The sequence below is a fragment of the Streptomyces sp. T12 genome (assembly GCF_028736035.1).
Lineage (GTDB): Bacteria > Actinomycetota > Actinomycetes > Streptomycetales > Streptomycetaceae > Streptomyces.
The window spans coordinates 3,734,893-3,750,031 of the sequence record NZ_CP117866.1 but is presented as its reverse complement, the minus strand read 5'-3'; the positions used below and the strand labels follow the sequence as shown (position 1 = coordinate 3,750,031).

The window sequence follows — 15,139 nt, the reverse complement described above, 5'->3', positions numbered from 1 at the left end:
CCCAACGGCGCTGGGCGACTAGCTGACCTTCTTCGCCTTCTCGATGGCCTCGGCGAGGCTCGTGAGAAGCGGCGTGCACTTGTCGTACGACAGAATCGGCTCGGGCGAGCGCGCGATGACCTGGCCGGCCTTGACCGCGGGCAGCTTCTTCCAGGTCGCCTCGGTGATGTCGGCGGGCTGAATCGTCGAGGAGCGGTCGTCCATCATGATGATGTCGGCCGGGTACTTGTCGACGTTCTCCCAGCTCAGCGACTCGAACCAGCCGCCGCCCTCCTTCTTGGCGCTCTCCGGCGGCTCGACGAAGTTCACGCCGAGGACCTTGAAGTACTCCAGGTCGATGGAGAGGTTGGTGCCGGAGACGTAGAAGATGTCCTGGCTGGCGGAACCGGCCATCACCTTGATCTCGGGGCGGGCCTTGGCGGCCTTGCGCAGGCGCTCGGCCGCCGCCTCGAAGTCCTTCTTGGACTGGGCGACCTTGTCGGCCTTCATGTCCGCGCCGAGGGACTCGGCCAGCTCCCACATCCGCTCCAGCGGCTTGGTCAGCTGGCGGTCGTAGACGGAGATGGCGGCGCTCGGAGCGAGCTTGGCGATCTTGTCCTTGGAGGCCTCGGGGACGTACCAGAGCGTGCCGGTGCTGTCGAAGGTCGTGGAGATGAGGACCTCGGGGGCGAACGCGGCGTACTGCTCGACGTTGAACTGGTCCCAGACGTTGCCGAAGACGGTCAGCTTGCTGACGTCCATGTCGCCGGCCTGGACGTCGGCCTTGCCGTCCTGCGTCTTGGTCGGGCCGAAGACGCCCTTGACCTCGATGCCGTAGTCGTACAGGGCGGCCGCGACACCGACGAAGGCGACGATCTTCGTGGGCACCTTGTCGAGCTTCACGGTGGTGCCGCGGTCGTCCTTGAACGTCCAGGGGCCGGACTTCGCAGCAGTCGTGGCCTCGCTGGAGCCCTCGGTTTTCGCGTCGTCGTCTCCGCAGGCCGCGAGCACGGCCCCGAGACCGAGGGCGCCGCCCGCGGCGAGGATGCCGCGGCGGGTGAGGTGGGTGGCTCTGGCGTTGGGCATGGCTACGCTGCTTTCGAACAGGGCGGATCGCCCGCCGGACAATTCGAAGGTAGGTTAGCCTAACCTGAGCTGATGTCCAGGGGTGGGGGGCCTTGTGATCGAAGCTGTGCGGGGGCTGTGGCGTGCCGTGCGGAGGTCGGGAGGGTCAACTCCCTTGTAATGGGCGACTGCTGGGCCTCTTGATGGGCTATGTCTCGCCCGTGATCTGGATCTCTACGGCTTGATGCGCTGGATCACAGCACGCCCGAGGTCGGTCCTGGCGACCTGCAGGGCGAAGCCGTCGGAGTCCGGGACGGGCTTGGCGTACCAGGGCAGGGCGCGGCGGCGCCACTTGGCCGGGGCGAGGTTCCCGGGGAGCTCCGGGAGGGGCAGGGTCCAGCTGCCGAGCCGCAGTTCACCGCGCCATGTGCCGGCGGGAAGCTCGGAGACGGGTACGCGTACGACGAAGTCGGTGCCGTTCCTTGTCGCCGGGAAGGTGGCGTTGTTCCGGCCGTTGTCCAGGTACACCGTGAGGGCGCCCTCCTCTCGACCCCGCCCGCGCCGCGAAGCTCGGCGCCGACGTCCTCCTCGGTGTTGAGCGGACCGACGACGGCAACAAGGCCGCCAAGGTCCGCCTGACCGTCGACTACTCCGACTTCGCCGAGGGCTACGGCGGCTCGTACGCCTCCCGGCTGCGCCTGGTCCAGCTGCCCGCGTGCGCCTCGTACGCGATCCCCGGCAGCAAGAAGTGCCCGCAGCAGCCGAAGGTGCTGCCGACGGTGAACAACGTACGGGCGGGCACCGTCTCGGCCGACGTGACCACCGCCCCGGCCTCCACCGAGGGCGTCTCCACGATGGCGGGCGAGTCGACCTCGCTCCTGGCGGTGGCGGCGGGCCCGTCCAGCGCTCAGGGCACCTACAAGGCGACCGCTCTGTCCCCGTCGGCCAGCTGGAACGTCGCCACCTCCTCCGGCGCGTTCAACTGGAACTACCCGCTGCGCTCCGTCCCGACCCCGGGCGGCCTGGTCCCCACCGTGGGTCTCGGCTACTCCTCCCAGTCGGCGGACGGCCGTACCTCGGCCACCAACAACCAGGGCTCCTGGATCGGTGAGGGCTTCTCCTACGACCCCGGCTACATCGAGCGCCGCTACAAGCCCTGCTCCGAGGACGGCCACGGCAGCTCCGGTGAGCAGTGCTGGGCGTTCGAGAACGCCACCGTCATGCTCAACGGCTCGGCCGGCGAGCTGGTCAAGGACGACACCACCGACAAGTGGCACCTGTCGTCCGACGACGCCTCCAAGGTGGAGCGACTGACCGGCGCCACCAACGGCGACGACGGCAGCGCCACCGACAAGGGCGAGCACTGGAAGATCACCACAGCCGACGGCACCGAGTACTACTTCGGCCTGAACCGCCTGCCGGGCTGGGCCACGGGCAACGAGGAGACCAACTCCGTCTGGACCGCCCCGGTCTTCGGTGACAACTCCGGCGAGCCCTGCTACAACGCCACCTTCACCAGCGCCCACTGCCAGCAGGCCTGGCGCTGGAGCCTGGACTACGTCAAGGACACCCACGGCAACGTGATGTCCTACTTCTACGAGCGCGAGACCAACTACTACGCGCTGAACGGGAAGACAGACGTCAACGGCACCGCGTACCACCGCGGCGGCTGGCTGAAGCGCATCGACTACGGCCAGCAGGACAACAAGGTCTACGCGGCCAAGGCCCCGGCCCGCATCGTCTTCAACACCGCCGAGCGCTGCCTGCCCACCGCCGACTTCGACTGCGCGGAGAGCAAGCGCATCAAGGCGAACGCCTCCCACTGGCCGGACGTCCCGGTCGACCAGGAGTGCAAGTCGGGCACCAAGTGCACCTCGCCGGTCCAGACGTTCTGGACCACCAAGCGCCTGACGTCGATCGTCACGCAGATGCGCAAGGACGCCACGAACTACCAGGACGTGGACGCCTGGACCCTGACGCACCTGTTCACCGACAACGGCGACGACTCCAAGACGCTGTGGCTCTCGAAGATCGAGCATGAGGGCCGCGCCGGAACTGCTGTGAAGCTCCCCTCCGTCGACCTCATCGGCGAGCAGCTCGCCAACCGCGTCGATGCGATCGGCGACAACATCGCGCCGTTCCATCGCTTCCGCCTGTCGGTGGTCCTCAGCGAGACCGGCGCCCAGCTCGACGTGAACTACGCGCCGACCGACTGCACCAAGGCGGCCCTGCCCCAGCCGGGGGAGTCCACCAAGCGCTGCTACCCGGTTAAGTGGGCCCCGCCGGGATACCTGGAGCCGATCACGGACTGGTTCCACAAGTACGTCGTGTCGTCGGTCATCGAGACCGACCGCACTGGCGGCAGCGACGGCATGGTCACCCGCTACGACTACCAGGGCGACGCGGCCTGGCGTAAGGCGAAGCCGGACGGCATCACCGATGCCAAGTACCTCACCTGGGGTGGCTGGCAGGGCTACGGCAAGGTCACCGTCACCAGCGGCACCGCCGACAAGCAGACCACCCGCATCGACTACACCTTCATGCAGGGCATGAACGGCGACGCGAACCCGGCCGGCGGCACCCGCTCGGTGACAGTCAAGGACTCCACGGGTGCTACGTACGACGACGACGAGGAGTTCACCGGCCACCAGCTGGAAGCGGCGACGTACGACGGCGGCAAGCTGGTCTCCAAGACCATCGCGACTCCGTTCCGGCACTACACCGCCACCCAGACCCGCAGTTGGGGCACCACCCGCGCGGCGATCGTGCGCGCACAGACCGGCCGCGGCTTCCAGCTGAAGTCCGACGGCACCTGGCGGGAGACGAAGTCCACCACGACATACGACACCGCCAAGGGCGGCCGAGTCACCCATGTCGAGGACCTCGGCGACGTCTCCACCACCAAGGATGACTCCTGCACCCGCACCTGGTATGCGGACAACGCAACGCAGAACATCCTGTCGCTGCCCTCCCGCAGCGAATCGGTGGCGGTGAAGTGCTCCGACACCCCGGACTACAAGACGCAGGTCCTGGCGGACGAGCGCACGTCCTACGACGGCGGCGCCTACGACGCGGCCCCCACCAAGGGTGACGCGACCAAGACCGAGCGCCTGACGTCCCACAGCGGCACAGCGCCGACGTACCAGGTCACGGGTACGACGACCTACGACTCGTACGGTCGCCCGCTGTCCCAGAAGGACGCCAAGCAGTACGGCACGACGGACGAGACGAAGACCGCCTACACCGAGACCAACGGCCTGCTGACGAAGACCACCGTCACCAACGCCCTCGGCCACGTCACCACCACCGACTACGCCCCCGCCTGGGGTATGTCGGCCGGCCAGACCGACCCGAACGGCAAGCGGACGGACCTCGCCTACGACGCCCTTGGCCGTCTGACCTCGGTGTGGCTCGCGGACCGGGTGAAGACCCAGACGCCGAGCATCAAGTACTCGTACAACGTCCGCAAGGACAAGGTCACCTCGATCAAAACCGAGAAGATCGAGAACGACGGTTCCTACGGTGCCGAGTACCAGCTCTACGACAGCCTGCTGCGCCCCCGGCAGATCCAGACCGAGGGCCCGGACGGCACGAGCATGGTCGCCGACACGTTCTACGACGGCACCGGCAACCTCAAGAAGACCAACTCGACGTACAACGCGGCCGGCGCCCCCTCCGACGAACTGTTGCCCGTCAGCAACAGCCAGGTCGGCGCGCAGAACCTGCTGGAGTACGACGGACTGGGCCGCACCACAGCCCAGATCTTCGCGGTCAGCGGCACCGAGCAGTGGCGCACGACGACCACCTACGACGGCGAGCTGACCCACGTCGACCCGCCGGCCGGCGGCGTGCCCACGACCACGGTCACCGACGGCCAGGGCAGCGTCTCGGAGATCCGCTACTACCGGGGCTCCGCGCCGGGTGCGGGTGTGCCGTACGACTCGACCAAGTACACGTACAACACGCGCGGTCTACTGGAGACGGTCACCGACGCCGAGGGCAACATCTGGCGTAACGGGTACGACCAGCTGGGGCGCAAGACCACGTCGGTCGACCCGGACGCAGGTACCTCGCGCACCGAGTACGACGAGCTGGACCGGCCGGTCGCCACGTACGACGGGCGCAACAAGAAGATCTCCACGGTCTACGACAAGCTCAGCCGCGTGGTGACGACCTGGCAGGGCGAACCCACCACTGGCACGAAGCTGTCGGAGACGAAGTATGACAAGGCGGGCTGGCTCGGCCAGGCCTACGGCTACCTGAACTACGTCTCGCCGACGGAGTATTTCGCCACCGCCGTCCAGTCGATGGACGAGTTCTACCGCCCCCTGAAGACGGCGTACCAGGTCCCGGCGTCGCAGGGCTCCCTGGCGGGCACCTACGTCTTCAGCACCACGTACAACCGTGACGGCACCGTCCAGAGCTCCGGCCTGCCCGCTATCGGTGACCTGCCGGCGGAAGCGCTGACCTACACGTACGACGCCCTGCAGCGTCCCACGACGATGACGGGCTCCACGTCGTACGTCACGAACACCGTCTACTCGCGCAACAGCCAACTCCAGCAGCTGGAACTGTATTCGGGCAGCGGTAAGAAGGTCTGGCAGACTTTCAGCTACGAGACGGGCACCGACCGGCTGACCCGCTCGGTGGTCGACGTCTACGGCGCCACTGCACCGGCGAAGGACTCCAAGTACTCCTACGACCAGGCGGGCAACGTCCTGTCCATCGCGGACACCGCGAACTCGGCCTCGCCGGACGTGCAGTGCTTCGCGTACGACAGCCGCCAGCGCCTGGCAGAAGCCTGGACCCCGTCGGCCATGGCGACGACGGCGGGCGGCACGGGCACCCGTGGCTCCACCACCCCGGTGGACGGCACAGGACCTACCGCCTGTGACGCGGCGCCCGGATCGAGCTCGCTCGGCGGCCCGGCCCCGTACTGGAAGTCGTACGGGACCGACGCCCTCGGCAACCGCACCACGGAGACGGTGCACGACACCGGGCTCGACACTGCGAAGAACATCACCCGCAGCTACGAATACGGCACCGCGGGCGCCCTGGGCGACGGCCCGCACCAGCTCACCAAGGTCACCGAGACGACCCCGACCGGCGGCAAGCAGTCGACGTACGAGTACGACGACGCGGGCAACACCACCAAGCGCATCATCGGCGGCGACGCCCAGTCGCTGACCTGGACCGACACCGGCAAGGTCAACGAGGTCACCGAGGCGAACGGCTCGAAGACGAGCTACCTCTACGACGGCTCCGGCAACCGGCTCGTCCGCAAGGACCCGACCGGTACCACCGTCTACCTGCCCGGCACGGAGCTGAAGCTGTCGGCCGACGGCACCAAGAAGGAGGCCACCCGCTACTACGACTTCGCCGGCCAGACCGTCGCGGTCCGTACCGCGGCCAAGCTGTCCTACGTCGCCTCGGACCACCACGGCACGGGCGAGGTGGCGATCGATGCCGCGACCGGCGCGATCAGCCAGCGCCGCTTCGACCCTTACGGCGTCGACCGCGGCGAGAAGTCCGGCACCTGGCCCGGGGAGAAGGGCTACGTCGGCGGCACCATCGACGCATCGACCGGCCTGACCCACCTAGGGGCGCGCGAGTACGACCCGGTGATCGGCAAGTTCATCTCGGTCGACCCGGTCATCGAGTACACGCAGCCACAGCAGATCAACGGCTACGCGTATGCGAACAACTCGCCGGTCACGCACGCCGATCCCAGCGGCATGATCCTCGCGGACTGCAACTATGGTGTGATCGAGTGCCGTGGGGGCAAGCCGGTCACCAGCACCACCACCGACCCGAAGGTCACCCAGGCGCAGTCCGATTACAGCGTGGCGTCCGCGAATCTGGCGGGGGCGCAGCAGCAGCAGTCCTCCGCCAAGCAGCGGATCAAGTCCGCGGGCAAGGCCCTGGTCAAGATCGTCCGGGACATCCTGGGCGTGGACGCGGCCCTGGACTGCATCTCCAGTGGTGACGTCGGTGCCTGCGGCGAGACCGTGCTCAACATCGCCGGCAGCTTCGCGGGCGGGCTGGCGGGCAAGATCCTCGCCAAGTACGGCGCGCCGTGGAACTGGGCCAAGGGCCTCAAGCTCGCCAAGCGGGTGACCGGCCTGGTCGGAGATCTGATCGGCGGGGCCAAGGACCTGTGGAAGGCCAACAAGGCGGTCGGCAGGGCGAGCGCCGGTCTCTCCAAGGCCGCGGACAAGCTGGCGGACGCCAGAAAGAAGGCGGCGGAGGCCCTCAAGAAGAGGAAAAAGACCGAGGAACCGGAGTGCCACAGCTTCTTGCCCGGCACGAAGGTCCTGCTGGCGGGCGGCGGTACCAAGCCCATCGAGAAAGTGAAGCTCGGCGACAAGGTCGTCACGACCGACCTGAAGACCGGCAAGGCGACGATCCGTGAGGTCGCGGGCACCATTGTCACCGAGGACGACAAGCATTTCTCCGACCTCACGGTGAAGACCACTTCGGGCAAGAAGCAGGCACTGATCGCCACGACGACCCATCCCTTCTGGGGCGAGTCCGAGCAGGCATGGATCAAGGCCGGCGACCTGAAGCCCGGCATGAAGCTGCGCACCCCGTCGGGCGACACGGCGGAGGTCACGGCCAACCGTCACTTCGACAAGCGGCAGCGCACGCATGATCTGACGGTCACGGGGATCCACGCGTACTATGCGCTGGCTGGTGAGACCCCGGTACTCGTTCACAATGCAACGCCGGGTCAGAAGTGCGATCTGACGCTGGGTGCTGGCCCGAATGCCCGAGAGGGGGTAGCCCTGGAGAACGGTGACATTGAAGCAGATGGCGTTCGAGATCTGGTCAATGAATCAGGAAATGCGCACGGCTGCCACACCTGCGATGCCACGACTCCTGGCACCAAGGACGGGGACTGGATCCCAGATCACCAGCCGCCGTCTAGTCTCGTCGCTCCCGGATCTCCTCAGACGGCGTATCCTCACTGTCTGCCCTGCGCCAGGAGACAGGGTGGGGTCGTCTCACAACTTTCACAAGAAAAGAGCAAGAAGGAATGGTAGCTAATCGCCCTGTAGTTGCATTCCTGGCAAAAATTGAGCACGGATGCCTGATCTTGCGAGATGCGGGAAGTGAGGATGACGTCAGCGACTGGGATCCGGCGTCGAGCAGCTGGTATCAGGAGGGAAGTTCACTCATCTTCGGCGTTCAGGCCAGTGTTGACGGTCCTGTCGAATGCGAGGTATGGAAGTCGACTCCTCCTGTGGTGCTTCCTGCGAACCTCTTCGAGTCGTCACTCCCATGTCAGTCTGGATGGCTCGTACTGCACGACCCGAACGACTACGTCCGAATGCAGTTTGTGGGGTTCCGTGGCTCGGCGATCTGCTCGGTAATGGTGGATGATCCGCAATTTCCGTCAAAGGTGCAGATCTTGTTGCAGGAAGAGGGGAAAGTGGCTTCTTGACGCTTGAAGGAACTGGTGAGGCTCTGTCCGTGGATCTCGCCAGTTTCTCGCACGTGGCATGAGGTCGGCGTTCCGCTGGGGGCATTGACCTTCCTGTGTCATTCCCCACTGCAAAGTGAAGCCTCGTCAGGTGTGTCTTGGCGGGGCTTCTGCCGTGTCTGGCGACAGTAGTTGACGGCAGCGTCAGCGGACTGCTGCGGCGCAGAGGGGTGGGACGTCGCCGTCGGCGGGTTCGCCGTTGATCTCGGCGGGGTTGCGGAGAGAGTGGCCGAGGAGGTCGATGGCGTCGGGCTGGAGGCGGAGGCGGAGGCGGAGTCGGACGTGGGCGTAGGCGGTGGCGCCGACGTGGGCATGGCCGAGGAGTTCCTTGATCAAGTCGAGTTCCATGCCCTGTTCCAGGAGCAGGTGGCGGTTGAGTGCCGAAGGTCGTGGAAGCGGATGCGTCGGAGTTCGGCCCGGTCGAGGATGCAGAAACGGCATGCCGACGGCGCCGCCTCTCTCGTCGTCGAGCTGACGTCCGACTCGACCAAGGACGCCGACTGGCTCGACAAGCTGGACACCTATGGGCGGGTCGTGCCCATGTAACTGGTGCTCGACATGCAACTCCAGGAGGTCACCGCCTTCTGGCACCCGTCCCCCAGGGGCTACCGGTCCCGGACCACCGTCCCGTTCGGGAATCCCGTGCACATCCCCGCGCCGTTCGACTTCGATCTCGACACATCCTCGTTCAGCACCGTCCGCCCGGAGCCGCCTCCGCTGGCGACTGCACCGAGGATGCTGACGAGGAGGGCACCCAGGGCGCGTAAGCCCCAGGTGCCGTCCAGCCCGCCGGCACGAGCGTGCTCAGCCCGCCAGCCCCAACTCCCGCGCGATCAGCATCCGCTGCACCTCGCTCGTGCCCTCGCCGATCTCCAGGATCTTGGAGTCCCGCCACATGCGGGCGACCGGGTACTCGTTCATGAAGCCGTACCCGCCGTGGATCTGCGTCGCGTCGCGGGCGTTGTCCACCGCGATCGTCGACGAGTACAGCTTCGCCAGCGCCGCCTCCTTCTTGAAGGGTTCGCCGGCGACCAGGCGGCTCGCCGCGTCGCGCCAGGCCAGGCGGGCCGTGTGGGCCTTCATCTCCATGTCGGCGATCTTGAACTGGATGGCCTGGTTGGCGCCGATGGGGCGGCCGAAGGCGTGGCGCTCCTTGGCGTACCTCACCGACTCGTCGACGCAGCCCTGCGCGAGGCCCGTCCCCAGTGCCGCGATGGCGATGCGGCCCTCGTCCAGGATGCGCAGGAACTGGGCGTAGCCGCGGCCCTCTTCGCCCAGGAGGTTGGCCGCCGGGACGCGGACGTCCGCGAAGGACAGCTCGCGGGTGTCGGAGGCGTTCCAGCCGACCTTGGAGTATGGGGCCGCGACCGTGAAGCCGGGGGTGCCGGACGGGACGATGATCGATGAGATGAGCGGCTTGCCGTCCGGCTTGCGGCCGGTCACCGCCGTCACCGTGACCAGACCCGTGATGTCCGTGCCGGAGTTGGTGATGAAGCACTTGGTGCCGTTGATCACCCATTCGTCGGTCGCCGGGTCGAGCCGGGCCGTCGTCCGGGTCGCACCCGCGTCGCTGCCGCCGTCCGGCTCGGTGAGGCCGAAGGCGCCCAGGATCTCGCCGGAGCACAGGCGCGGCAGCCACTCCCGCTTCTGCTCCTCCGTGCCGAAGAGATGGATCGGCATCGCGCCGAGCGAGACGCCCGCTTCGAGGGTGATGGCGACCGAGGAGTCCACCCGGGCCAGCTCCTCCAGCGCGATGCCCAGCGCCAGGTAGTCGCCGCCCATGCCGCCGTACTCCTCCGGGAACGGCAGGCCGAACAGGCCCATGCGGCCCATCTCCCGCACGATCTCGTACGGGAACTCGTGACGCTCGTAGAAGTCGCCGATCTTGGGCGCCACGACATCGTGGGCGAACGCCTCCACCGTGCGGCGGAGTTCCTCCAGTTCGGGGGAGAGACGGTGGTCCATGGTTGTTCACTGCTCCTTGTGGGAGAGGGCTCGGACGGTGCGGGACGGGCTGGGTCGGCCCAGTTGTTCGGCCATCCACGCGCTCGTGGCGACGAGGCGGTCGAGGTCGACTCCGGTGTCGATGCCGAGGCCCCGCAGCATCCACACGAGGTCTTCGGTGGCGAGGTTGCCGGTGGCGGACTTGGCATACGGGCAGCCGCCGAGGCCGCCCGCGGAGGCGTCCACCGTGGTGACGCCGTGTTGGAGGGCGGCGTAGGTGTTGGCCAGTGCCTGGCCGTAGGTGTCGTGGAAGTGGACGCCCACAGCTGCCGCTGGGATGCGGGCTTCCTCCAGCGCCGCCAGAAGCGCTGTCACGTGCCCCGGGGTCGCGACCCCGATCGTGTCGCCGAGACTCAGCTCGTCGCAGCCCATGTCGACCAGCGCCCGGCAGACCCGGACGACCTGGGGTACCGGGACGGCCCCCTCCCACGGGTCGCCGAAGCACATCGAGAGATAACCGCGGACGTGGAGGTCCGCCGCCTTCGCCTTCGTCACCACCGGCTCGAACATGGCCAGCGCCTCGTCAACCGTGCGGTTGAGGTTGGCCTTCGCGAAGGACTCGGTGGCGCTGGCGAAGACGGCGACCCGGGTCGCGTGCAGCGACAGGGCCCGATCCAGGCCGCGTTCGTTCGGCACGAGGACCGGCAGGTCCACCGGCAGGTCGGCGACGAGCGGGAACAGCTGCTCGGCGTCCGCGAGTTGGGGCACCCACTTGGGGTGGACGAAGCTGGTGGCCTCGATGGTCGTCAGCCCCGCGTCGGCGAGGCGGCGGACGAACTCCGCCTTGACCTCGGTCGGCACGGTCGACTTCTCGTTCTGCAGGCCGTCGCGCGCGCCGACCTCGTGGATGCGGACGCGGGCGGGCAGACCCGGTGCCGGCACGGCCATGGGAAGACCCTCGACTGTCATTCCGCCGCCTCCTCGTGAGGTGCGACGACCGCCAGGACCTGGTCCATGGCGACCGTCGTGCCGGGCGTGACGTCCAGTTCGGCGACCGTGCCGGCGTGCGGGGCGGAGATGACGTGCTCCATCTTCATCGCCTCGACGACCAGCAGGCTCTGTCCGGCGGCCACTTCGTCCCCGACGGCTACCTTCACCACCGTCACGGTCCCCGGCATGGGCGCGGTGAGCGAGTCGGCGCCCGCGTGTGCGGAACCGGTGAGCGAGGCGGCCACCGGATCGTGGTCGCGTACGTGCCAGGCGTCGCCGTCGCGGCCCAGCCAGGTGCCGTCCGGCAGGGCGGCGCGGTGGAAGGTGTGGCGGACGCCGTCGAGGGTGACGGCCACACGGTCGTCCGTGACGGTGTGGGCGCCGCGCGGGACGTACTCCACGGGGTCGGTGATCCGCAGAGGGAAGCCGACGGGCCTGGGCTCGCCGCCCAGCCGCCACCCGCTCGGCACCGAGAACGGGTCCGTCCAGCCGTCGCCCTTCGGCCGCAGCGCGTCCAGGCGTACGGCCGCGGCGGCCTCGTACACCTCGTCCGGTACCTCGGTGGAGACCAGGTCGTCCACCACGCGCTCGACCAGCCCCGTGTCCAACTCGCCCGCGACGACCGCCGGATGCGCGAGCAGCCGCCGCAGGAACCCGGCGTTCGTCTGCACGCCCAGCGTGACCGTCTCCGCGAGAGCCGCCCGGAGCTTGCGGAGCGCGGTGGCGCGGTCGGGGCCGTACGCGATCACCTTGGACAGCATCGGGTCGTACAGGCTGCCGACCTCGGTGCCCTCGCTGAGCCCGGAGTCGGTGCGGATGCCGTCGCCCTGGGGTTCGTGCAGCCGCAACACCGTGCCGCCCGACGGCAGGAACCCCCGCGCGGGGTCCTCGGCGCAGATGCGGGCCTCGACCGCGTGCCCGGTGAGCGTGATGTCGTCCTGCCGGTACGGCAGCTGCTCGCCCGCCGCCACCCGCAGCTGCCACTCCACCAGGTCCAGCCCCGTGATCAGCTCGGTGACCGGGTGCTCCACCTGGAGGCGGGTGTTCATCTCCATGAAGTAGTACGAGGACGGGTCGCCGCCCGGCACGATGAACTCCACCGTGCCCGCGCCCCGGTAGCCGCAGGACCGTGCCGCCTGGACGGCCGCCTCGCCCATCGACGCGCGCGTGCTCTCGTCCAGCAGGACGGACGGCGCCTCCTCGATGATCTTCTGGTGCCGGCGCTGGAGGGAGCACTCGCGCTCGCCGAGATGGACGACATTGCCGTGACCGTCCGCCAGCACCTGGATCTCGATGTGCCGGGGCCGGTCGACCCACCGCTCGACGAGGAGCGTGTCGTCGCCGAAGGAGGCGCGGGCCTCACGGCGGGCGGCGGCGATCTCGTCGCCCAGCACGGCCGCGTCCCGCACCAGCCGCATGCCCTTGCCGCCACCACCGGCGGAGGGCTTGAGCAGCACCGGCATGCCGATCTCGCGGGCGGCGTCGGCGAGTTGGCCGTCGGTGAGCCCGCTGCCACTGGAGCCCGGGACGACCGGCACCCCGGCGGCCCTCACCGTCTCCTTGGCCCGGATCTTGTCGCCCATCAGGGAGATGGCGTCGGCGGGCGGCCCGATGAAGACGAGCCCGGCGTCGGCGCACGCGCGCGCGAAGCCGGCGTTCTCCGCGAGGAAGCCGTATCCCGGGTGGACGGCCTGGGCGCCGGTGCGGGCCGCCGCCTCCAGCAGCCGCTCCACGGACAGATAGCTCTCGGCGGCCGGCGCCGGCCCGAGCCGTACGGCGGTGTCGGCCTCCCGCACATGCCGCGCGTCGGCGTCCGCGTCGGAGAAGACGGCCACCGAGCGCACGCCCAGTGAGCGGAGCGTACGGATCACGCGGACGGCGATCTCGCCCCGGTTGGCCACGAGGACCGTGTCGAACATGGTCTGCGTCGTCGTCGTTGTCGTCGGCATCGTCATCGTCACAGTCCCCCTCACATCCGGAAGACGCCGAACTGGGGCTCACCCAGGGGCGCGTTGGCACAGGCGGTCAGGGCGAGGCCCAGCACCTGACGGGTCTCCAGCGGGTCGATCACGCCGTCGTCCCAGAGGCGGGCCGTCGCGTAGTAGGCGTTCCCCTGGCGCTCGTACTGCTCCCGGATGGGCGCCTTGAAGGACTCCTCGTCCTCAGCCGGCCAGTCCTCGCCCCGCGCCTCCAACTGGTCCCGCTTGACGGTCGCGAGGACGGAGGCGGCCTGCTCGCCGCCCATGACGGAGATCTTGGCGCCCGGCCACATCCACAGGAAGCGGGGCGAGTACGCGCGCCCGCACATGGAGTAGTTCCCGGCGCCGTACGACCCGCCGACCACCACCGTCAGCTTCGGCACGCGCGTGCACGCCACCGCCGTCACCATCTTGGCGCCGTGCTTGGCGATGCCACCGGCCTCGTAGTCCTTGCCGACCATGAACCCGGAGATGTTCTGCAGGAAGACCAGCGGGATCCCGCGCTGGTCGCACAGCTCGATGAAGTGGGCGCCCTTCTGGGCGGACTCGGAGAACAGGATGCCGTTGTTGGCGACGATGCCGACCGGGTGGCCGTGGATGCGGGCGAAGCCGGTGACGAGGGTCTGCCCGAACTCGGCCTTGAACTCCGCGAAACGGGAGCCGTCGACCACGCGCGCGATGATCTCGCGTACGTCGTAGGGGGTGCGGGAGTCGACCGGGACCGCGCCGTAGAGGCCGTAGGGGTCGACCTTCGGTTCGGTGGCGGGGGTGACCTCCCAGGGGAGGGTCCCGCGCGCGGGGAGCGTGGCGACGATGTTCCGCACGATCCGCAGGGCGTGGGCGTCGTCCTCGGCGAGATGGTCGGTCACGCCGGACACGCGCGCGTGGACGTCACCGCCGCCGAGCTCCTCCGCCGTGACGACCTCACCGGTGGCGGCCTTCACCAGCGGGGGGCCGCCGAGGAAGATCGTGCCCTGGTCGCGGACGATGACGGCCTCGTCGCTCATGGCGGGCACGTAGGCGCCTCCGGCCGTGCACGACCCGAGGACGGCCGCGATCTGCGGGATCCCGGCGCCGGACATCCGGGCCTGGTTGTAGAAGATCCGCCCGAAGTGCTCCCGGTCCGGGAAGACCTCGTCCTGCATGGGCAGGAAGGCGCCACCGGAGTCGACGAGGTAGAGGCACGGCAGGCGGTTCTCCAGGGCCACCTCCTGCGCGCGCAGGTGCTTCTTCACGGTCATCGGGTAGTACGTCCCGCCCTTGACCGTGGCGTCGTTGGCGACGATCACGCACTCGCGCCCGCTGACCCGCCCGATCCCGGCGATGACACCGGCGGCCGGGGCCTGCCCGTCGTACATCCCGTCGGCGGCGAGGGGAGCGAGCTCCAGGAAGGGCGAGCCGGGGTCGAGGAGGGTGTCCACCCGGTCGCGCGGCAGCAGCTTGCCGCGCGCGGTGTGCCGGGCGCGTGCCTTCTCGCCGCCTCCCAGCCGGGCGGCGGCGAGCTTGCCGCGCAGCTCCTCCACCAGCGCCCGATGGGCCTCCTCGTTGGCCCGCCAGGCCTGAGACGCGGGATCTGCCGCGCTCACAAGCTCCGGTGCCTCGTGCATCCTGCGGTCCCCTCACCAGTGGTCCACCAGTTAATGAGCGTTAACGCATTTCCTTCAGGTTAACGACCGCTAACCTCCCTGTCTAGAATTGC

Annotated in this window: 9 protein-coding genes; 1 reads left to right on the top strand and 8 read right to left on the bottom strand. The window is 68.6% G+C overall.

What is annotated here, in order from left to right; all coding sequences use genetic code 11:
- Window positions 1-18 precede the first annotated feature (18 nt).
- The 3 genes from PBV52_RS16655 to PBV52_RS16645 all read right to left on the bottom strand — a co-directional run bounded on the left by PBV52_RS16655 (window position 19) and on the right by PBV52_RS16645 (window position 1,867).
- Complete coding sequence (locus PBV52_RS16655; RefSeq protein WP_274239157.1) at window positions 19-1,065, bottom strand: ABC transporter substrate-binding protein; 1,047 nt, start codon at window positions 1,063-1,065, stop codon at window positions 19-21.
- Between the two features lie 213 nt (window positions 1,066-1,278).
- Window positions 1,279-1,572 carry a hypothetical protein gene (locus PBV52_RS16650; RefSeq protein ID WP_274239156.1) on the bottom strand — a complete coding sequence of 98 codons (294 nt, stop codon included), beginning with the start codon at window positions 1,570-1,572 and terminating at the stop codon, window positions 1,279-1,281.
- 139 nt (window positions 1,573-1,711) lie between these two features.
- Entirely contained in the window at window positions 1,712-1,867 is a 156-nt protein-coding gene (locus PBV52_RS16645) for a hypothetical protein (RefSeq protein ID WP_274239155.1), read from the bottom strand.
- Between PBV52_RS16645 and PBV52_RS16640 the strand changes: the two genes are divergently transcribed.
- Window positions 1,860-8,087: a polymorphic toxin-type HINT domain-containing protein gene (locus PBV52_RS16640; RefSeq protein WP_274239154.1), complete on the top strand. Its 6,228-nt coding sequence runs from the start codon at window positions 1,860-1,862 to the stop codon at window positions 8,085-8,087. The two genes, PBV52_RS16645 and PBV52_RS16640, sit on opposite strands and share 8 nt — an antisense overlap.
- A gap of 584 nt (window positions 8,088-8,671) precedes the next feature.
- Here the strand turns inward: PBV52_RS16640 and PBV52_RS16635 are convergent.
- The 5 genes from PBV52_RS16635 to PBV52_RS16615 form a co-directional block, all read right to left on the bottom strand.
- The gene (locus PBV52_RS16635; RefSeq protein WP_373921876.1) at window positions 8,672-8,875 is read right to left on the bottom strand and encodes a hypothetical protein; all 204 of its coding nucleotides are present in this window, start codon (window positions 8,873-8,875) and stop codon (window positions 8,672-8,674) included.
- A 456-nt stretch (window positions 8,876-9,331) separates the two neighbouring features.
- Window positions 9,332-10,492 (bottom strand): acyl-CoA dehydrogenase family protein, encoded by a 1,161-nt coding sequence (locus tag PBV52_RS16630; protein WP_274239153.1) that lies wholly within the window; start codon window positions 10,490-10,492, stop codon window positions 9,332-9,334.
- Between the two features lie 6 nt (window positions 10,493-10,498).
- Window positions 10,499-11,440 carry a hydroxymethylglutaryl-CoA lyase gene (locus PBV52_RS16625; RefSeq protein WP_274239152.1) on the bottom strand — a complete coding sequence of 314 codons (942 nt, stop codon included), beginning with the start codon at window positions 11,438-11,440 and terminating at the stop codon, window positions 10,499-10,501.
- The gene (locus PBV52_RS16620) at window positions 11,437-13,380 is read right to left on the bottom strand and encodes an acetyl/propionyl/methylcrotonyl-CoA carboxylase subunit alpha (RefSeq protein WP_274249420.1); all 1,944 of its coding nucleotides are present in this window, start codon (window positions 13,378-13,380) and stop codon (window positions 11,437-11,439) included. Before PBV52_RS16620 ends, PBV52_RS16625 begins: the two co-directional genes overlap by 4 nt.
- A 50-nt stretch (window positions 13,381-13,430) precedes the next feature.
- A complete protein-coding gene (locus PBV52_RS16615) occupies window positions 13,431-15,047 on the bottom strand; it encodes a carboxyl transferase domain-containing protein (protein ID WP_274239151.1) in 1,617 nt (538 codons plus the stop codon).
- Between the last annotated feature and the right edge of the window lie 92 nt (window positions 15,048-15,139).